The sequence below is a fragment of the Paenibacillus sp. MER TA 81-3 genome (assembly GCF_023713585.1).
GTDB classification, from domain to species: Bacteria; Bacillota; Bacilli; order Paenibacillales; family Paenibacillaceae; genus Paenibacillus_B; species Paenibacillus_B profundus.
In genome coordinates this window covers 161,456-179,360 of sequence record NZ_JAMAWB010000012.1, presented here as the reverse complement: position 1 = coordinate 179,360, position 17,905 = coordinate 161,456, and the positions used below count along the sequence as shown (strand labels likewise).

The following is a 17,905-nucleotide window of genomic DNA, read 5'->3' as shown; positions in this document are numbered from 1 at the left end:
ACATTAATGATTATTGTCTGAGCGTGATTTTTGGAGTTCAAGCGCCTATCTAAAGTTTCGTAGCGGCTCCCCATATCTCACTAATACATGCCACAATAGTTTCAATTCCTGAAGTACTTCCTTATAGCTCCCGCGATCACTCCAGCACACTGGATCGCGCTTCAAGTCCATTGCAGCAGCTCCAATCATGCTCACATCGAGCATATTGTTTCGTGCGATACGTTGGGCCAAGGAAGGCATCGATGGACCTCTAAAGTCCGCGGGAACTTCATCTGCCAACAAAGCAAAACCCATATGCCAATAGAGATCAATTGAATATTGCAAGCATAGCTTCTCCATAATTCTTCCTGCATGAGTGCCCTTGAATGAAGGATCAACAACTAGTACTTCCACGTCTTCTTTCAGAGAAATATCACCATGAATCTGGGCTTCAATATAGTGGTTAAGATTGCGATTGGGCTCATTGCTTGAACGATCTGAGAACGGTCTTTCTAGATTCACCAGCATATGATCAATTAATTTACGCGGCGTCAAATTCTTTTCCCCAATCGCGAAATCTCTCGTGAAAGCATCCTTCATGAGAGCCGCTAAAATATCATCAAACTCCTCATAAGTCCCCTTCTCTATTGGGTCTTGATGCGAATCCAAATAAGTGTATGTGCAACGATGCGAGACCTCAGGATATAAGAGGAAATAACACGATCCAAATCGCGGGGCTGGTCCATCTGGATGCAGCATAAAATTCAGGGCCCCATACTTGGGGCGCTCGCTACTAGTTGTGCCCTCGAGTTGATATGCTCCTCCAAACATCCTTTTCTCCCAAAGGTCGCGTTCACCACCAGGATAAGCCGATACTCTCCCATTGGATAACAACGTCTCAAACTGGCTCTTATAGATACCCTGCTCCAACAGTGCCTCAGCAACGCTTTTCATAGTCGGATCGGGTCTATCTGGATGAAAATGCAGGGCGACCCTTGTGTGCGACTTTAGCTTGTTGACGGCATCTTCAAATGTGTGCTGAGCAATATTAGACATGTGAAGAATGTCCTTAATTGCTTGCTGAGCTTCATTTTTTCTGTTTCTAGCGTACTTTGTAATATAATCTAAAGCCGATACTTGTGAGCTTGTTAGTTTCGCGGACATAAGAGCCACTCCTTTCATACCAAATCCAAATGTTCTTTCCTTTCCTCGCACCAAGACTTGAGTTCAGTGCGGTGAACAAAGAAGGCCGCCGAAATGCTTCGACGGCCTATTGTTGTTCTATTCCATTAGATTATCCCACAACGTCATGAATAAATTTTTCTAATGCGGTGACATCCGTCATGTTCTTGTTGCAGGTGTCGCTGTTCACGCACATATAGTTGCCGATTGCCTTATAGTAATCAGGCGAAGCGTTAGCCGGTTTCCATTTCGTGATCGCCGTAAATAACGCAACCTCTTCATGCCGATTGCACAAAAAGCATATGCTTTTCTTGTTCGCCGGGGTATATCTTCCTTCGACTCCGACGAGCTGCCCGTTCAGCTGATAAACAAGGAACATCCTATTCGTTCCGATGTCGATCCAGCCAAGATAAGTGACATAGCGGTAATCGATAGCGGCTAAACCAGGAATCTTGAGCTTTTTGTTTTTGGGGAATAGCTTTTTAAGCTGCTTATCCGTCACTTGCGCAAATTCCATCAAATAAGGCTCCAACGAAAGCAAATATTGATGGAATTCTCCTGACGTATTAAACGTCGAGATCTTCTCCAACGTTTGCTTTTCAAGCTCCATCGCTTCCGGGAACGCTTCTATAATTTTGCATTGTGCGCTATATTTTACCGATTCCACCACTTTCGGATCGGAAACGGTGTTGCAGGCATGCTGCAGCAGACCCGCCTGCTTCTTAATCAAGTTATATTGATGGTTTCTAATAAATGGTTTGACCATTGCTTTTCAGCCCCTTATTTGTTATGAAAGGAAAATAAGGTGCAAAGCCCATTATTAGAAACGATATAAGCTCTCTCGGGCGACAATATCAATGATAAATGTCCAGCCCCATGCAAAGTATCGCCCCAATATTAGGCTTTGCATGAGTCGTTGCTGATTCCGGCAAAGTGAATTGCCATCTCCTGCCACCTCCCTTTTACTGATTATTATAAAATAAATCCAACCTTTGCTGCAACTTCCCACGACGATTCAGATCGAGTAGATTAGGGCGCAAGCATACCTAGCCGTCTATTTTCAAAAAGTTTCTATGCATCCAGAGTGATCAAGGATATTAGAAGTGGCGATAAAATATTTCGAATTAGAGATGATGAGAAACTGACTTCCTTGTTCAGTAATTAAAACAGTGCTTTAGTTGGACAAAAAAACCCCTGATTTCTCCATGAGAGTAGTAAAATCAGGGGTTTTCATTCCGTATTTGTTCAAACCGCACGGCAATCCACTTGAATTTTGATATTGCTCGGTCTACGGCTCGGGGGTATCCCCCTTCTTCTTTACATCACCACCTAGCTGCCCATGCTTCTATTTCGACTTTGAGAGAAGGAACTGCCAATGAAGGGATGTAAGACATCGTCATCGAAGGCGCTATACCACCATGAAACTTCTCCCACACTTCATTAAAGTAATCCCAATCCACTTCTTCCGTAGCCCAAATATTAATTTTAATGATGTCATCTGCAGATACAGATTCAGCATTAAAAATACGTAATATGTTCTGAAGCGTGTTATTTATTTGCTCGTTCATATCCGACGGCAAATCTCCATTCATGTCTGTACCAACTTGTCCAGAAAGAACTAACAAATCTGCTCCTTTTGGAACAGTTGTGAGATGAGTGTATGATCCGATAGGAGGGGCAACCGTCTTCGGATTTTTACGTTGGACTTTTTTAACCTCAATGCCCCTTGTTTCGTCGTTCACAATGGCTAATGTCTGATGATCTTCCCAATGCCCATTAATTTTCACATTTTTCTTTGCTATGCCTTCTTTATGGAAACCAGACTTTAACAGAACCTTGATTGAGCCAGTGTTATGTGGCATTACCCCAGCTTCTATACGGTGAAATTTTAATTCCTGAAAGGCGTATTTTACAACGAGCTTTACAGCTTCAGTCATGTAGCCTTTCCCATTGTGGTCTTTATCCAGGAAGTAGCCGATCCAACAGCTTTGCAGGTTATCTCGTACCACTTCGGAAAGAATGACCTCACCAATTACTTGTCCTGAGTTTTGTAAATAAATCAAGAATACATAACCTTTGTCTTCTTTTCTTAATTCCATTGCACTTTTAATTCTGTCTACTTGTCCTTGATACGTATAAAATGATTCCTCTCTTGAACCAGTAAATAGTTGAAAAAAATCTTTATTCTTCACCTCAATTTTTAATAGTGAATCAGCATCAGATTCCTCAACTAGTTTTACATAAATGTTTTCCGCGTTTAATTGCATTTTATCCATCTCCTTTTTTTTACATTAAAAAACACCACAGGAATCCTGCGGTGTACACAATAAAATATGTAACCACAGGGAAGCGACCTGTGGCATTTTTTCCACTGTATCCTAGTAAGATCACTCTAAACTAAAGGATAAGAGTCGCTAACATCCAATTTTGGACATACTTCTCCCGTGATTAGCATGATCAAAGAAAACAGCAGTAGAGTACCCAATACCCTTAGATAAAGACTCCAATGATCTTTTCTTCATTTTGGATACTCCCCCTTCACCATTTCCTAAGTTTAAAATACAAGTGTGTTATTAGATGGTCATACAATTAGTACTTGGCATTCGTTCATTTTTTTATATGTGGGTTAGTATAGACAAAAAAGTTGTAAACGTCAAATAGCAGATTATCTGAATTACGTTCTGGCTTAACCGCCAAATACGCAAGTCAGAATGTTATCAAAACTATCCTTTTTCATGGCGCTGCCCAATTAATTGACACTGACGGTCAACGTATGCTTGCCTCAGCTCCTTTGTAAGTAGATGGCGTGGTTTCTTTTCCTGTAAGTTTGTTACCCGTTGCAATATTCCTCCTAATTTTATTAGGTTACTGTGATTTCTCTTAGCTTTGTAGTGACTATTTAACAGACAGTTTCCTTCAATAAGCAGGGTTTCACGTTATCTATATAGAATTCATATTTAGCAAATTTGAAAGCGGTGATTTTGTGGATTTCATAACGAAAAAAGGTGAATTTTCTACGATGGAACAATTAGTGGGGTCTATTGACAAAATTCCTAAAAAACAATCTGCCCTCTTAATTGGAATAGATGGTTGCGGGGGTTCAGGAAAAAGCACATTAGCACATAAATTAAAAGAAGAATGTTCTGATGTTACGATTGTTCATATGGATGATTTTTATTTGCCTTCAGCTCTAATTCAAAATACTCCCCCAACCAATAAGCCTGTCGGTGCAGATTTTGACTGGCAACGAGTATTAAGTCAAGTGCTTGAACCCATTAGCCAAGACAAGGGAGGTCATTATCAACGATACGATTGGGAAACAGACTCTTTAGCAGAATGGCATACGGTTCCTATTGGGGGTATTGTGATTATAGAAGGTGTTTACTCCATTCGGAAGGAACTAGCAAATAAATACGATTTTATGATATGGGTTGATTGTCTGAGAGAAATAAGACTTGCAAGAGGTGTGGAAAGAGACGGAGAAGCAGCTCGTGATACGTGGGAAAATAATTGGATGATTGCTGAAGACATTTATATGGAAGAGCATAACCCAAATGAAAGAGCCGACCTTGTGGTTGATGGAAGCTTATTTTACAGACCCAAGAAGAAGTAGTGGGGACCAAATCAGGATAATAGTATTAATTTTGCGCAGATGATTATTAGTCGATTATACCTATTATTTTTTTGTATTTCTGGCCGATTATATAAATGACTTGACTTTTGCAGTTAAATTACTGAATAAGCCCTTTGATATAACGAGAAAAAGTGGCGATCCATACACGTTCTTGACTCATAAGGGCCAGGAATTTACGCCAAGCAAATCGAGAGTCATTCAAAAAGAAATACATGAATAATTATTCGGGGAGGTTTTAAAATGGTTCATAATTTAGGATGAAGTACAGCGCAAGCTGGCGCCACAAGCCAAGGCCTATCCCAAAGTCTAAATCCAGATAAGAGTAGAAAACGACTGCAAACTTTATTAGATTACTCACCCGTTCTGCGTGAGGGATGGGAGCACTTACAACATGGTATGACTGCTCTCCAACCTTTGCTGTTGTAAACCTGAGGTTGAGCGTGGTTAGAGCAAGGAGAACCGATGGAGCACGATGCGTAACTGGTAAAATGTAACCGCTTACTTTATTATCTCAAATATTATCATTTAAGGAAGGGAGTTATCTTTTATGAAGAAAACATCAATGTTGTTAATCTTGTCGACAATTTTAATTTTATCTTTGGTAAGTGGCTCAATTATTACAGCTAGTCCTTCAACTTCTGCAGTAAACGAGTTAACTGAAGCTCAAAAAGCTCCTGTAATGATGGCATACTATAGAACATGGCGTGACGTAACCATGCCCTATGATGCAAATTCAACTCTACCATACCCTAATGTGACAGCTATGACAGACATTCCTGAAGAAATCGATATCGTTTCCGTCTTCCACTATGTAAAACCAGGTACAGATGAACAACTATTTTGGGACACGCTTCGTGATACGTATGTGCCTATCTTGCACGAACGTCAAACCAAAGTGATACGCACTATAGATATAAGGGAGCTATATAACGTACCTAGTATTGGTACAATGCCCACATCCAAAGAATATGATGATCATGCGCAATCCTTAATAGATAAATACTTAACTCCCTACAATTTAGATGGCTTAGATATTGATATGGAGGAAACTTTAACTCAAGAAAAAGAAACAAAAGCTTTTGGTGTTTTTGAAGCTCTGTCTAAACGGTTAGGACCAATGTCGAATAGTGGCAAGCTGCTTATCTATGATACAAACAAAGACAATCATACTCTATTCAAAAAAGCAGCTCCATTTTGTGATTATTTGTTTCTACAAGCTTATGGCAGAGACCCTGGTAGATTAGATAGTACATGGGCAACTTATAAAGATACGATCTTCCCTGATCAGTTTCTTCCGGGGATATCTTTTCAGGAAGAATTAGGTGCAAACTGGGGTGATACCCGGGAACCATTTGAAACAAGTAGAGCTTACAAATATGCTGTTTGGCAACCGGAAGATGGTCCTAAGGGAGGAATGTTTATCTATGCCATCGATAGAGATGGAAAAGAATACGGAGACAATACAATTACTGAAACAGACTTTAGTTGGACAAAAAGATTAATTGATGCCTTGAAAAATAACTAAATACTTCCCAAAAAGCTGTCTATAGAAAAAGACGGGGGTGTGATCTTGCCCCCGTCGATCATGTTCGTCGTATAGATAAGCTTGCGGATCTCTGTCGGGTACTTGGAAAACGTAGCGAGCTCGTCCCAGTTGGCGCGCCACGAACCGACGATGAGCGGATACTTGGCGCCCCATGTCTCTTCGAATCGATCCAGCTCAAGCAATGCCATTTCCTCTGTCGCAGCCTTGTAGATAGGGATGATCTTGAATCTCCCGTGTACTGACGCCCTTGGCGTAGAGCGCGATAATCTGGTCCTGGATGCCGATGATGCTCGTCTGATTCTTCCTCACCACGATGGGCTCGAACGCTCTGAGTTGCTCCTTTGTCCATAACCCCATGTGCGCTCCCAACCTTTCTGTTACTTTCATTTTAGTAGATTTGAGAGTTTACACAAAGTATTTTACAGACTCGGTAAATCTTCAGCATGATTTCTTAATAATTCGTCCAACTTACTGCCTATAACCGTTTGGTCGATCTGCCGTTTATAAGCTTGAGCCGACACGCTAAATGCCCGTGGAATCGGAAAGCCCGCCTGGAACATTTCCCCAAGATTAGCCCCTTTTCTACCTACAAGCGAAATATCTTCTTTGCCCGTGTGATCGAGCCATAGCACCAGATCATTTTTAAATGATTCGTTCATAAATACTAACCTCCTAGCACTCTCCTTGTTGCAGGAAATCACTTTTAATTATTTTATTTATTAAGTACTTAGTAAGTAAAATATAGTCCTAGTCATTTATGCTGTCAACAAACGAATATGAAACTCAAAATATCCATCGCAAGCTCCACTTCGTATGAAGCACTATACGTTGTAAGGAATCCCCTCCTATTTGAACCATTATTACGAGCGGTAAGCGGGTGAACTGGTATGCCTCAAACGTTAAGAAAGCTGCCGAGAATTTCTCGGCAGCTAAGCTGTATTGGCGCTACTTACAATCTTTTTTGTGGTCTTTGTGGTCTTTGCAATCATCTTCATCTTTATGGCCCCATGGCAATGGAACTTGCTGCTTTTGCAATACTTTTACGGTTACGTTCATAACGATTTTTTCGCGCAGTTTGCGGAACGTCTTCTCTCTACGAGGCAGATCATCATCGAAGTCGAAGTCTTCGCCAAGGTCGAGTTCATGGAATCTGACCTTTACCAGTTCGCAGAAAGGCTGCTCGTTAAAGAATACTTCGTGACTGAACAATGTTTTATCAAGTCGAGGCGACATTTCGTCTTTACCCAAGAACTCGAACTCTTCTACTCTTTCGGAGGTAAGCTCTGGCTTCACTTTGCCGAATTTGATTTCGGTGACGCATTGGAAAGGAACGTGCACAGTCGTATGAAGAATTCTTCCGCAAACAGCAGTAGCCGTAGGAGATCTGTCAGCCGTGGCATATTCAATATTTTTGCGGATGAATCCTCTGAGGTACAATTTGGCTCTGGTCACCCATTTGCCATGGAAATCGGTAGGAACCAATTTGCACTGTTCCAAAAACACTTTCTTCTTGATACGTTTAATTTCCAAGGCAGGTTCATCTAAGCTAATCAGGGCCTCCACGTTGACTTGAACTTCGCGCTCAGCCAATACTACTGGAACTTTAATCGTGGGCCAATGCGGATCGTGTTTTTCGTTATCGCATTCAGCCAGTGTAGTTGATTCGACAACGCGGCAATCTCGATCATTACAAGACATGTTTCATTCCTCCTCATAAAAGCTGCTTAATCATGGTGTTCCAGTATTATACTATTACGGGAGGGTAGATTTGCGTTGGCGCTTGTCTAAATATCAGCCTCTTTTCAGAGTTTGGGCCATCCTAGGCAGAACGCTTAATGTCTTAATTCGGGAGATTGAAAGAGGCAACACTTCCGCCAACGTGCATACCGTGCAGCATCGGTGAAATTCGGGGATAAATCCGGCATTAATTTGAAAAGAAAATGATACCGTTGCAGTCTTGCCGAAGTAAACGCCCAGACTTTATTGTCTGGGCGGATAATGAATAGCTTATAGATTTAATTTCTATTGTTCAGTTAGTACAGCTATTAAGTATAAATAACATGGTTTCCATAGCTTTGAAGGAGCAATGCTCCCTGTCGATATTGGATTGGATATTCTTAGTATGCTGCAATGTTTCCTTTGTACATATTGCCCGCCGGGATTCTCGTATTTTGCGTCGCCGATGCGCTTGTGTTGTTGTAGCCTGCAATGACGTATACCGCAGGGTCATCCAGATGTAATGTATTGTTGATGAATCTATTATTGATTCCCCAGCCGGCGGCGATCTCATGAAGCTGAAAAGCGTCTACGATGTTGCTGTTGCTGTCCTGATACCCGATATTGTTACGGATAACGGCCTCGTTGCCCTTCACATCAATGAAGCTGTCGGCATAGTTTTTTCCGCTTATTCCCTCCCCATAGAACGTGCAATTCTCTACAACCGTGCCGAGCGTTCTTTCCTTAATATCGATATGCTCCGCTGTCACGTGAGGGCCAATGACCACATTGCGAATCGTATTGTAATGCGTGGCTTGGTTATAGCTGGCTCCTTCTGCGGAACCAACGTACACCCCTTCGCCATACCCTGGCGATATTCTTCCGGTATGATGGATATTCGAGTTTTGTATGGTGCTATAAGAGCTGCCGTCCCGGAAATGAACGCCCTCAGAGCCGATGTTATATACTTCTACATTCGTAATGAGCGTATGGTTCGAATGATCCAGTATGATGCCTTTCTGGGCGTTCGTAAATTGGAGATCGCGAATCATCCAGTAGTCGCCGCGCACGCGCAGGCTAAATCCTGAGCCTGTGGAATGGCCCGCTAACACGGCCGGATTAGCAGGGTCCTGACTTTGGATGATAATCGGCTGCTCCGCTGTTCCATTCACGTCCGAGGAGAAGCTGCCCTTGTAAGTGCCGGGCGCAAGCACAATTTTATTTCCTGGCATCACGTTCTTCAGAGCGCTGGAAAGGCAGGAAGCCGTGCTGCAAGAAATCGCATTCGGGTCTGTTTGCGTAGCGGAATCAGGCTCTAGATCCGTCCCTTGCAATAATGCCGCAGACTGCTCCCCCGCGGAAGCGCCGTTGGCATTCCCTCCAAACGGAACGAAGCTGATAACTAACAGGAAGACGAACCAAAGCCCCGCCGATTTTTTCAGCGTGGTTGCAAAGTGTTTAGGATTGCTCAATTGCCATCTCCCCTCTTCTTGTCATTTTCATTTAAGCTTGGGTATTGTCGGGTAAGCACTCTCAACCATATTTATAGTTTACTTGAAGGGTATATGCGTAGAAATACCTACTACCGGATATACGTGGATATTTTGTTAAACGTATACTGATTTTTGAAAGTGAACTTCTATCGATCATGAACCATACACTAGTTTACTCGTTTACCCGGCATCTCCGAACTGACGCATGGCCAACGATGAGCGAGGCCGGGCGACTCTGAACCATTGATAGCAAAGTATAAAGATCAGAACCAGGTCGATGGCGTCGCCGCCGTAGTACATGAGGATCCCGCCAATTTCCGCCTCTGCGGCGGGAACGCCAGCAGGTGGCTGAGCATAGATGCGCTTGGATAAGATACCGTGGCCAGCTAAGGCCATTACCAGCACAATTGCACGGTAGACGAAGCTTGACCGATGCGGTGCCGGGTCAATATAAATCATGGACACAGTAAACAGGTAACCCGAAAGAAATACGTGTACGTGCACAAAAGCGTGAAGAAGGATATTATGGTGCATTGCAGCGTACAAGCCAGTCGTATAGAGTATCCAGAGTCCTCCCACATTAAGGATGGAAGCGGCAATCGGATCGCTAACTATACGAACAGGCAAACTCTTAAGCAAGCGTGAAAGGCGCCGTGCTGCATTCACACTGAGTGTTCGCAGGAGGAGAGTGACAGGTGCAGCTAGCACCATAAGAAGCGGGGCAAGCATCCCTAGGAGCAAATGTGTGACCATGTGTGCTGTGAAATCCATGCGGGCATCATTCGCTAAGGGACCGATGATCGCGGCGGCAGCGCAGAGAACTCCAATAATCCAGAGGGTGCTGCGGCGCAACGGCCATGGTTTGTGGCGGCGACTGGTCAAGACCGCAGCAACCATATAACTAACGATTAACAGCATGAATAGAAATGCCAATGTAAGTTCGAAGGGAAGTCCGCCCCCTTGATTAATGTGCTCACCTTTCATTTGAGTCGCCCCTTCCCGCCAGTTCTGATCGGGTTCGAATGAGCAGGATGATGCCGATTGCAATCATTGCAGCGGCAGTTAAGTTCCATATCAGATCGTATGGAAGAATATCTACATTATAGCGAATCTGGTGTATCTGCATGAGCTTGTGTTGGATTATGCCATCGTATAGCTGGAATGCGCCTCCCCCGAGCAATACGCCTCCCCACCATCTTGTAAGCCACAATGCATCTCGGCGCCGAAGGTCTGCGAACATGAACGAAGAGCCAATTGTCGCAAACCAGCTAAAAGCGTGAAACAGTCCGTCTGAGACTAATCCTATATCGGTCGTGGACTTGTCATAAAAATGATGCCAATGAAGTAGTTGATGAAAAACAGTTTCATCAATAAAGGCGACTAGACCAAGGCCAAATAGGAAGCCTGTCCATAGATTGCGAGCGGAATAGGTATACCGGGCTGAATAGTGTGAGTGATCGGTTTCAGCAGTCATGGCTCCTCCTTCATGCATATGCGTTGCTATCCGCATTTGAACGTTATATAGTGTTCCTTCCCCCAGTTTCCCCCAGATTAACTTGCTGCAAACCGGAGCGCATCTGTTAAAATCCAGATTGAGATAGCATAATTTCGGAGCATGAGCAGAGGAATTGAAAAAGATGAGGTGTTCAGCCCGACTGAATCTGAACTGCAGAGAAGCGCTGAGGAATACGCCTCATATATATAAAGAGACGTTTTAGAGAAGATAGAAATAACAGTGGGCCGCAGGATGATCTGCGGCCCACACATTATTCAAGCACATTTACTTGAGCATGATTCTGGCGACTGCGGCGAGATCCTGAATGTCGATTTTACCGTCTCTATTGACATCCATATGCTTCACTTCCTCCCAATCCGGACTTTGTTTGGTTTTACCGTAATGGGCGGCTACGATGCCCAGATCGCCGACAGTAACTTTACCGTCCCCATTGTAATCGCCCGGTATCTTTACCGTTATCTGAATCGTCTTAGAGGAAGGTGTCGCTTGCGTTTCAGTTCCTTGCTCATCTCCCAGCACAGCGCTAGAGATTGAAATGACGCCTGTAGTTGACTGGGCATCCTTTTTCGCTTTAAAGGTAAACTCCACCAGCTCCGCATTTCCGGTGACCGCATGCCCGGCACCTTGGCTGGCCATTATCACACGAAGCTTGCCGGCCGTTTTCTTGTCAATTTCGACAAGGCTGATTCTGTCCATGACGGACTTCGCTGACACAAACTCCATGAAAGCGGAATCATAATCGAGTCTGATGTCCTGTCCATATACAGCCTGCGTGACACCTGTCAGACCGTACGTAACGGTAAACTTCTCCCCTGACGGGACGGAGCTGGCACCCGCTAAGACCGTCTGAACCCCCACCGGCATGGAACCGATCGTCACCGTTATCTTGGCGATATTGGAATCAGCCTTACCGTTATTCGCCTTGAACGTGAACGTATCCGTGCCCGTCTGCCCCGCATTCGGCGTATAGGTGAAGGCGCCGGTCGAAGCATCCGTTATTTCCGCCTTGCCTTTTGCGCCGTTCTCCACAATACTGTACGCCAGCGCATCCCCGTCAGCGCCGCTTGCTGCCAGCTTACCGCTGATTGGTGTATCCGCTGCCGTGCTGAATGCAGCATCCGCCGCTACTGGAGCCTTATTATCCGTAGTACTTCCTTTTGCAAATTGGTAGAGCTTATCATATACTTCCCGGATCTCTGGATCTTTGCTTGCTGCCGCATCATGCAATATAGTGCCGCTGCCTTTATAATACGCTTTATAAGCATGATCCTTAAAACCAAACTGTTCCCCGGCATCGAGGTATTCCAAAAATCTCTTGCGGAACACCTTGTCTTTCAACATCCGGTCGTCAAATTCGAGCTCTACGCCCATACCGTACCGCTTCGCAATATTTGCCGCATCCTTGAGCCGATCCATATTCAGCTCTTCAAAGTAATAGTTCGGTTGGAAGGCAGACGAGTCGAATCCGACATCTTTCCACATAAAGCTTTTATAACTCAGGAAGTGAGGGATCCAGAATGCCTTCAGTCCCTGATCGTGTACGAGACCGTTGACGAACCGAAGGAACTCCGGTCCCGACTTGCTCGTGCTTACTTGCTCATCCAGCCAATACAGGCCGACAAGCTCAAGATTGGAGTAGCTGCTCGTGTTCCAACGCTGCATAACCTCTTGAATCCACCAGCGGACGGCTTTTTGCCTATTGGCCATAGCCGCTTCTTCGCCGACTTCGCCAGCGTTAAAGTTCTCCGAGACCCCATCGCCATCCACATCACCAAAATTCGATAAATGCTCCCCCGGATTCGGTATCATCATGACGACCTTTACTTTATGTTCGGGCTGCCCCAGCTTCTCGCCAACTTCCTTGGTCGCCTCATTCACCTGATACATATCACCCTGATCGTCGAACGTCTTATCAAGATACCATTTCCATTCCGACAGGTTCGCTTCTCCATTGCCAAAATCATGTCCTTGCGGAGTCTGCAAACCAAGCATCAAGACGCCGTCAAAGAACCAGTCGGCTAGTTTTCCTTCCTTATTGACATAGCCAATCTCAGGAATCAAATTGTCCTTCGCCAGCTTCGGGACGTCAGAATAATAGCCGTTGTATATGAGCGACAAGTTGCGTATTCCTGCTGTGGGCTCTCCCGGCTGCAAATAATGGAACGTTTCGGAAGGCACCGACTTCGCGCCCTCTGCTTTGCCATCGGCTCCCCAGACCTCAATTTCATCGATGAAAGACCATGCTCTCGGGTGCATGGAGAACGTTACTTTGACATAACGGGCATAAGCCATCACCGCATCAGAGCCGGCTGTTGGAATTCCATCCTTGCTTCCGTCCCACACATAGTACTGGTCAACCGGCGGTCCATCTACCCACAAATGCTCAGTCGCTCTATGAGCTATCGTACCCCAATGCTCCTTATCGTCGGAGACGTACACCGATACGGTCAGCGGGAAGAGAATAGCCGAAGAAGGCCAATCTTGCAGAAAATGTGCTTTTACACTAGAGATAGATTTGCGCTCACCGAGATCGAGCACGATTTCACGAGTCGTCTTGTGCAAACTCCCGACCCATGCCGGATCCAGAACGTTCAAGCCGCCAATCTTTCCATCCGTAAGCTTATTCCCGGGATCTGGATAACTGGATTCCGGCGCCTCCGACCATTCATAGCTAGCCTCCTTGGCAAGATTGCGAAGTTCCGGTTGATTCTCAGCCGCATGCGCATTGGGAATCGCAGTCAACATCATCACCATGCAAACGGTTAGGGATATCCATCTTTTCATCAAGTTCATCTTTTTCCCTCCTGAGTCTGGTTTACAACCTCCGTAAAATTATTAATTCCCTCCTTAGCTATGATTTCGTTGCAAATGAATGATGAAATGCCTCCTTTCAACGATTTCGCCGCAATGATTGATTAAGCTTGAAGAAAGCGTCTTCAATGTAACATTAAGAGAGCTGTTCCTCGATTCAAAGAGACAATTCATGACTTTTAGATACTTTTGTTTACCTTATCCCATTCCCCCCACAAAAAACTGCCCCATTCAAGTAGGAAATCTACTCTAGAGACAGCTTTCTTCATTCTCTTTATGTGCCAGCCCATACATCTTCAGCTGATAGTTCGTATCTTCTTTGGCATAGAGTTCAAAGCCCGGGGCGGTTGGCATATGGCCTTTTGGTTTACCGCTCTATTGGGAATCGTTTCTCTAATCGCAAGCTCGGCAACCATCCCTAGAGGGCTAAAGGGAACGCGGAGTTCATTACAAAAACAAATCGGATTGCTAGCCAATACGCGTATAATCATCGCATTCTTTATTCCGGCGTTAAGTATTGGAGCGACATATACCGTATATAGGACTGATTAGCATTTCATTCATTGCGCTAGTCGTGTATACGATGAACTCCACTATGCAATTGTATTTCATTGATTTAGCCGATAAATATTTTCCGTCTGCCAAAGATTTGGCTTCATCCTTAATTCCCGTATCTGTAATGTGGGAATCGCGATTGGATCGGCGCTGGGCGGATTTGTCACGACGAACATGGAACTAATCGATGTTTCCTGGGTTGGGGGGATCGTAACGATCGCTGCATCATTGCTGACCTATATCAGCTATCGTTTAGACCATAAAGCCTTGCGTCCGCATGAAAAGGAAGTTTTGTTAATCAGGAGGTAAATTAGATTCCGACTATATAAATGATAACCCGCCGCTCCACACCTCGCGGGTTATTCTCCCTTCAGCACTTAAGCTTCAGGATTTCAGGAAAGATTCCTGAAATGTCAGCTTAAAACCACTCTGACTCGATTAGACTTCTGTAATTTGATGTATATTGGATTACATATCATGCAACGCGATTTTGTCCAACTCTTTCTTTCTTTTGACTTTTACGGATTCTCTTCCTTTAACCCATGCGAGTAATAAAATCGCCGTACCGCCAAGCGCTGCCAAAATCATTGAGACTTCTTTACCTTCGTTAAATACTCCTGATAACTGCCCATATACAAAAAACGAAATATAAATCGCTGGCAAGATAGCTCCCCAATATGCGTTATGTCTTCTGGACAGGTAATATTGAATTCCTAGTATGGCTAGTGCACCTAAGAATTGAATCACATGAAGCATCAATTATCATCTCTTTCCTTTTTATATTTATCGATAATTATTTTTGCCACTTCTAAGCTAATTCGTTCATCAATTACTAAATTTTTAATCATATTAACGAACTCTACTTCGTCTTCTTTGCTATGCAGTTCAATTTTTTTTATTAGCCTATCCAACTTAGCCCTGACCGTTGGATAAGAAACGTCATACAGTTGGGACATATTCTTTAGAGAACCCGAATTGATAATAAACTTCCTTATAAATTCAAGGGACTCCTTATCCAAAGCTAAAATCCAAGACGGGATTTCTTCACGCTCCATTAACTCCCCTCCTTTTTTAATTATATTAATCTAAATATTAATTTTATTCAAGTTTATTTTAATTATATTCATTATTTGTCTTCATACATCGTATTAACAGGCATTTTGGAATAAACTGGCTTATTATTCGTCGGAACAGACTAATATAGAACGCTTTCAAACAGCGGACAGCCTTATCTTTTTACGACTTTGGAAACAAGTTGCAATGCCGTAAATCTTCGTTGACTTCCGCCCAAAAGTGCTGATAACATACATGCATATCACGCAATAACCAAGTTGTCCTATCGGATTTAACACAAGCAGGCGCGAGGAAATACTATGCTGCGTTTGCCGCACGGAGCGTCTCCGCTTGGAACCGGAGCGCTGCGAAGAGAGGAGTCATGCAAGATGAGCAGTCGTCAATACCGTAAAAAGATTATTCTATGGGTATTCATCGCAGCCATGAGCCTGACCGCCGCCTGCGGAGGCGGGGCAACCGGAACGAAGACGGGCGGACCAAGCGGTACAGCCGCCGTCGGGACTGAGCCTGTCGTGCTCCAAAACGTATCCTACGATCCGACGCGCGAGCTGTACGCGGATTACAACAAGGCGTTTGCGGCTTATTGGCAGGGGAAGACGGGACAGTCCGTGACCGTGAAGCAGTCCCATGGCGGCAGCGGCAAGCAGGCGCGTTCCGTCATCGACGGGCTGCAGGCGGATGTCGTCACGCTGGCCTTGGCCTACGACATCGATGCCATTCAACAGGCGGGACTTATCAAGGAAGGCTGGCAGACGCGCTTGAAGGACAACAGCGCACCTTACTACTCCACCATCGTCTTCCTCGTGCGGAAGGGCAATCCGAAAGGCATACGCGATTGGAACGACCTCGTGCAGCCGGGCGTCCAGGTCATCACCCCGAATCCGAAGACCTCCGGCGGAGCGCGCTGGAATTACCTCGCCGCCTGGGGGTATGCGCTCGCGGCGAGCGGCGGCGATGAGGAGCAAGCGAAGGAATGGCTGCGCGGCCTCTACCGCAACGTGCCCGTTCTCGATTCCGGGGCGCGCGGAGCAACGACCACCTTCGTGGAACGCGGCATTGGCGACGTGCTTATCTCCTGGGAGAACGAAGCATTCTTGGCGGCGAATGAGCTTGGCAAGGATGAGTCCGAGATCGTTGTGCCGACCGTGAGCATCTTAGCGGAGCCGCCGGTGGCCGTCGTGGATGGATCCGTCGATAAGCGGGGAACGCGCAAGGTGGCGGAAGCTTACCTTGAGTATTTGTATACAGAAGAAGGGCAAGAGATAGCCGCCAAGCATTATTATCGGCCGCGGCTCGAGAAGGTTGCCGAGAAGTACGGGCAGCGCTTCCCGCAAGTGAAGCTGTTGACCATCCAAGATCAGTTTGGCGGCTGGGCCAAGGCGCACAAGAAGCATTTTGCCGATGGCGCTTTGTTCGACGAGATCTATAGACGTTGAATCTTCGAAAAAAAAGGAGGCTGCAATGCCCGATGACTACCACACCAACCCCAAAGCGGGCGCCGCATAAGGGCAAGTCGTATGCGGTCCTCCCGGGATTCCGCATCACGCTCGGGTTTACGATCGGCTATCTGTCGCTGCTCGTGCTCATCCCGCTGTCCGCCGTCGTTCTGAAGTCGCTTGAATTGAGCTGGGGCGGCTTCTGGGCAACCGTCTTCGATGCCCGCGTGCTTGCAGCATACCGCATCAGCTTCGCGACGGCGTTAGCGGCCGGACTGATTAATGTCGTATTCGGCTTTATTGTCGCTTGGGTGCTGGTGCGGTATTCGTTCCCCGGCAAGCGGCTGCTGGACGGCATCATCGACCTGCCGTTTGCGCTGCCGACCGCGGTGGCGGGCATCGCTCTTACGTCGATCTACGCCGAGAACGGCTGGATAGGCCGCTGGCTGTACGCCATCGGCATCCCGAGCGCATATTCCGCAGCCGGCATTGCGATCGCCCTGACATTCATCGGCCTTCCATTCGTCGTGCGCACGGTGCAGCCAGTGCTGGAGTCTTGGGAGACGGACGTCGAGGAAGCCGCCGCCACGCTCGGCGCGAAGCGGTTGACCGTCTTCCGCCGCATTATCGTGCCACAGGTGCTCCCGTCGCTCTTGACGGGATTCGCGCTAGCCTTCGCACGCGGCATCGGTGAATACGGCTCGGTCGTCTTCATCTCCGGCAATATGCCATATAAGACGGAAATTGCGCCGCTGCTCATCATGACCAAGCTGGAGCAATACGATTACGCGGGCGCCACTGCCGTTGCGCTCGTTATGCTCATTCTCTCCTTCCTGCTGCAGCTGCTCATCAATGCGCTGCAATGGAAGGCTGCACGCCGCATGACATCGCCATGAACCGTATGACGGAGCCATCGGGATCTGACTGCTGTTGTCCGTCAACCGTTACTATCAACAATAAGGA

Annotated in this window: 17 protein-coding genes and 1 pseudogene; 5 read left to right on the top strand and 13 right to left on the bottom strand. The window is 45.8% G+C overall.

The window, feature by feature from the left end; genetic code table 11:
• Window positions 1-45 precede the first annotated feature (45 nt).
• The 3 genes from M3650_RS18770 to M3650_RS18760 all read right to left on the bottom strand — a co-directional run bounded on the left by M3650_RS18770 (window position 46) and on the right by M3650_RS18760 (window position 3,428).
• Window positions 46-1,143: a DUF3626 domain-containing protein gene (locus M3650_RS18770; protein ID WP_251576905.1), complete on the bottom strand. Its 1,098-nt coding sequence runs from the start codon at window positions 1,141-1,143 to the stop codon at window positions 46-48.
• A gap of 130 nt (window positions 1,144-1,273) precedes the next feature.
• Window positions 1,274-1,927, bottom strand: coding sequence for a FusB/FusC family EF-G-binding protein (locus M3650_RS18765; protein ID WP_251576904.1), 654 nt, complete (start codon window positions 1,925-1,927; stop codon window positions 1,274-1,276).
• Window positions 1,928-2,483: 556 nt separating this feature from the next.
• Window positions 2,484-3,428, bottom strand: coding sequence for a GNAT family N-acetyltransferase (locus M3650_RS18760; protein ID WP_251576903.1), 945 nt, complete (start codon window positions 3,426-3,428; stop codon window positions 2,484-2,486).
• Between the two features lie 752 nt (window positions 3,429-4,180).
• Here M3650_RS18760 and M3650_RS18755 point away from each other — a divergent pair.
• Window positions 4,181-4,774, top strand: a complete 594-nt coding sequence (locus M3650_RS18755; protein ID WP_251576902.1) for a uridine kinase family protein — start codon at window positions 4,181-4,183, stop codon at window positions 4,772-4,774.
• Between the two features lie 568 nt (window positions 4,775-5,342).
• The gene (locus M3650_RS18750) at window positions 5,343-6,320 is read left to right on the top strand and encodes an EndoS/ChiA family endoglycosidase (RefSeq protein ID WP_251576901.1); all 978 of its coding nucleotides are present in this window, start codon (window positions 5,343-5,345) and stop codon (window positions 6,318-6,320) included.
• A 53-nt stretch (window positions 6,321-6,373) separates the two neighbouring features.
• On the opposite strand, the pseudogene M3650_RS18745 reads toward M3650_RS18750, so the two are convergent.
• The 8 genes and pseudogenes from M3650_RS18745 to M3650_RS18710 form a co-directional block, all read right to left on the bottom strand.
• Window positions 6,374-6,553 (bottom strand): annotated as a pseudogene (locus M3650_RS18745) (transposase); the annotation flags it as partial.
• The gene (locus M3650_RS18740) at window positions 6,516-6,698 is read right to left on the bottom strand and encodes a transposase (RefSeq protein WP_251576899.1); all 183 of its coding nucleotides are present in this window, start codon (window positions 6,696-6,698) and stop codon (window positions 6,516-6,518) included. The pseudogene M3650_RS18745 and the gene M3650_RS18740, both read right to left, overlap by 38 nt.
• A gap of 62 nt (window positions 6,699-6,760) precedes the next feature.
• Entirely contained in the window at window positions 6,761-7,000 is a 240-nt protein-coding gene (locus M3650_RS18735) for a PEP/pyruvate-binding domain-containing protein (protein ID WP_251576898.1), read from the bottom strand.
• A gap of 286 nt (window positions 7,001-7,286) precedes the next feature.
• The gene (locus tag M3650_RS18730; RefSeq protein WP_251576897.1) at window positions 7,287-8,039 is read right to left on the bottom strand and encodes a CsxC family protein; all 753 of its coding nucleotides are present in this window, start codon (window positions 8,037-8,039) and stop codon (window positions 7,287-7,289) included.
• 419 nt (window positions 8,040-8,458) lie between these two features.
• Window positions 8,459-9,529 carry a chondroitinase-B domain-containing protein gene (locus tag M3650_RS18725; RefSeq protein WP_251576896.1) on the bottom strand — a complete coding sequence of 357 codons (1,071 nt, stop codon included), beginning with the start codon at window positions 9,527-9,529 and terminating at the stop codon, window positions 8,459-8,461.
• 201 nt (window positions 9,530-9,730) lie between these two features.
• The gene (locus tag M3650_RS18720; protein WP_483311762.1) at window positions 9,731-10,534 is read right to left on the bottom strand and encodes a cytochrome c oxidase assembly protein; all 804 of its coding nucleotides are present in this window, start codon (window positions 10,532-10,534) and stop codon (window positions 9,731-9,733) included.
• The gene (locus tag M3650_RS18715; protein ID WP_251576895.1) at window positions 10,524-11,024 is read right to left on the bottom strand and encodes a DUF2243 domain-containing protein; all 501 of its coding nucleotides are present in this window, start codon (window positions 11,022-11,024) and stop codon (window positions 10,524-10,526) included. Before M3650_RS18715 ends, M3650_RS18720 begins: the two co-directional genes overlap by 11 nt.
• Before the next feature lie 306 nt (window positions 11,025-11,330).
• Entirely contained in the window at window positions 11,331-13,859 is a 2,529-nt protein-coding gene (locus tag M3650_RS18710) for a DUF4855 domain-containing protein (protein WP_251576894.1), read from the bottom strand.
• A gap of 601 nt (window positions 13,860-14,460) precedes the next feature.
• Between M3650_RS18710 and M3650_RS18705 the strand changes: the two genes are divergently transcribed.
• Window positions 14,461-14,616 carry a hypothetical protein gene (locus tag M3650_RS18705; protein WP_251576893.1) on the top strand — a complete coding sequence of 52 codons (156 nt, stop codon included), beginning with the start codon at window positions 14,461-14,463 and terminating at the stop codon, window positions 14,614-14,616.
• A 284-nt stretch (window positions 14,617-14,900) separates the two neighbouring features.
• On the opposite strand, the gene M3650_RS18700 is transcribed toward M3650_RS18705, so the two are convergent.
• Together M3650_RS18700 and M3650_RS18695 are read right to left on the bottom strand one after the other, a co-directional pair.
• The gene (locus M3650_RS18700) at window positions 14,901-15,188 is read right to left on the bottom strand and encodes a hypothetical protein (protein WP_251576892.1); all 288 of its coding nucleotides are present in this window, start codon (window positions 15,186-15,188) and stop codon (window positions 14,901-14,903) included.
• Window positions 15,188-15,487 (bottom strand): DUF2089 family protein, encoded by a 300-nt coding sequence (locus M3650_RS18695; protein WP_251576891.1) that lies wholly within the window; start codon window positions 15,485-15,487, stop codon window positions 15,188-15,190. The genes M3650_RS18700 and M3650_RS18695 overlap by 1 nt, the downstream gene beginning before the upstream one ends.
• Window positions 15,488-15,874: 387 nt before the next feature.
• Between M3650_RS18695 and M3650_RS18690 the strand changes: the two genes are divergently transcribed.
• Both M3650_RS18690 and cysT read left to right on the top strand, forming a co-directional pair.
• On the top strand, window positions 15,875-16,942 hold the full coding sequence (locus M3650_RS18690) for a sulfate ABC transporter substrate-binding protein (RefSeq protein ID WP_251576890.1): 1,068 nt from the start codon (window positions 15,875-15,877) through the stop codon (window positions 16,940-16,942).
• 32 nt (window positions 16,943-16,974) lie between these two features.
• Entirely contained in the window at window positions 16,975-17,838 is an 864-nt protein-coding gene (gene cysT / locus M3650_RS18685; protein ID WP_251576889.1) for a sulfate ABC transporter permease subunit CysT, read from the top strand.
• Window positions 17,839-17,905 lie beyond the last annotated feature (67 nt).

Bases quoted from the DNA above. Each gene is read 5' to 3' on its own strand.
- M3650_RS18735 (WP_251576898.1), bottom strand. From the start codon at position 7,000: ATGAACGAATCATTTAAAAATGATCTGGTGCTATGGCTCGATCACACG.
- M3650_RS18770 (WP_251576905.1), bottom strand. From the start codon at position 1,143: ATGTCCGCGAAACTAACAAGCTCACAAGTATCGGCTTTAGATTATATT.
- cysT (WP_251576889.1), top strand. From the start codon at position 16,975: ATGACTACCACACCAACCCCAAAGCGGGCGCCGCATAAGGGCAAGTCG.
- M3650_RS18750 (WP_251576901.1), top strand. From the start codon at position 5,343: ATGAAGAAAACATCAATGTTGTTAATCTTGTCGACAATTTTAATTTTA.
- M3650_RS18715 (WP_251576895.1), bottom strand. From the start codon at position 11,024: ATGACTGCTGAAACCGATCACTCACACTATTCAGCCCGGTATACCTAT.
- M3650_RS18755 (WP_251576902.1), top strand. From the start codon at position 4,181: ATGGAACAATTAGTGGGGTCTATTGACAAAATTCCTAAAAAACAATCT.
- M3650_RS18695 (WP_251576891.1), bottom strand. From the start codon at position 15,487: ATGGAGCGTGAAGAAATCCCGTCTTGGATTTTAGCTTTGGATAAGGAG.
- M3650_RS18765 (WP_251576904.1), bottom strand. From the start codon at position 1,927: ATGGTCAAACCATTTATTAGAAACCATCAATATAACTTGATTAAGAAG.
- M3650_RS18720 (WP_483311762.1), bottom strand. From the start codon at position 10,534: ATGAAAGGTGAGCACATTAATCAAGGGGGCGGACTTCCCTTCGAACTT.
- M3650_RS18710 (WP_251576894.1), bottom strand. From the start codon at position 13,859: ATGAACTTGATGAAAAGATGGATATCCCTAACCGTTTGCATGGTGATG.
- M3650_RS18740 (WP_251576899.1), bottom strand. From the start codon at position 6,698: ATGGGGTTATGGACAAAGGAGCAACTCAGAGCGTTCGAGCCCATCGTG.
- M3650_RS18700 (WP_251576892.1), bottom strand. From the start codon at position 15,188: ATGCTTCATGTGATTCAATTCTTAGGTGCACTAGCCATACTAGGAATT.
- M3650_RS18705 (WP_251576893.1), top strand. From the start codon at position 14,461: ATGAACTCCACTATGCAATTGTATTTCATTGATTTAGCCGATAAATAT.
- M3650_RS18730 (WP_251576897.1), bottom strand. From the start codon at position 8,039: ATGTCTTGTAATGATCGAGATTGCCGCGTTGTCGAATCAACTACACTG.
- M3650_RS18690 (WP_251576890.1), top strand. From the start codon at position 15,875: ATGAGCAGTCGTCAATACCGTAAAAAGATTATTCTATGGGTATTCATC.
- M3650_RS18760 (WP_251576903.1), bottom strand. From the start codon at position 3,428: ATGCAATTAAACGCGGAAAACATTTATGTAAAACTAGTTGAGGAATCT.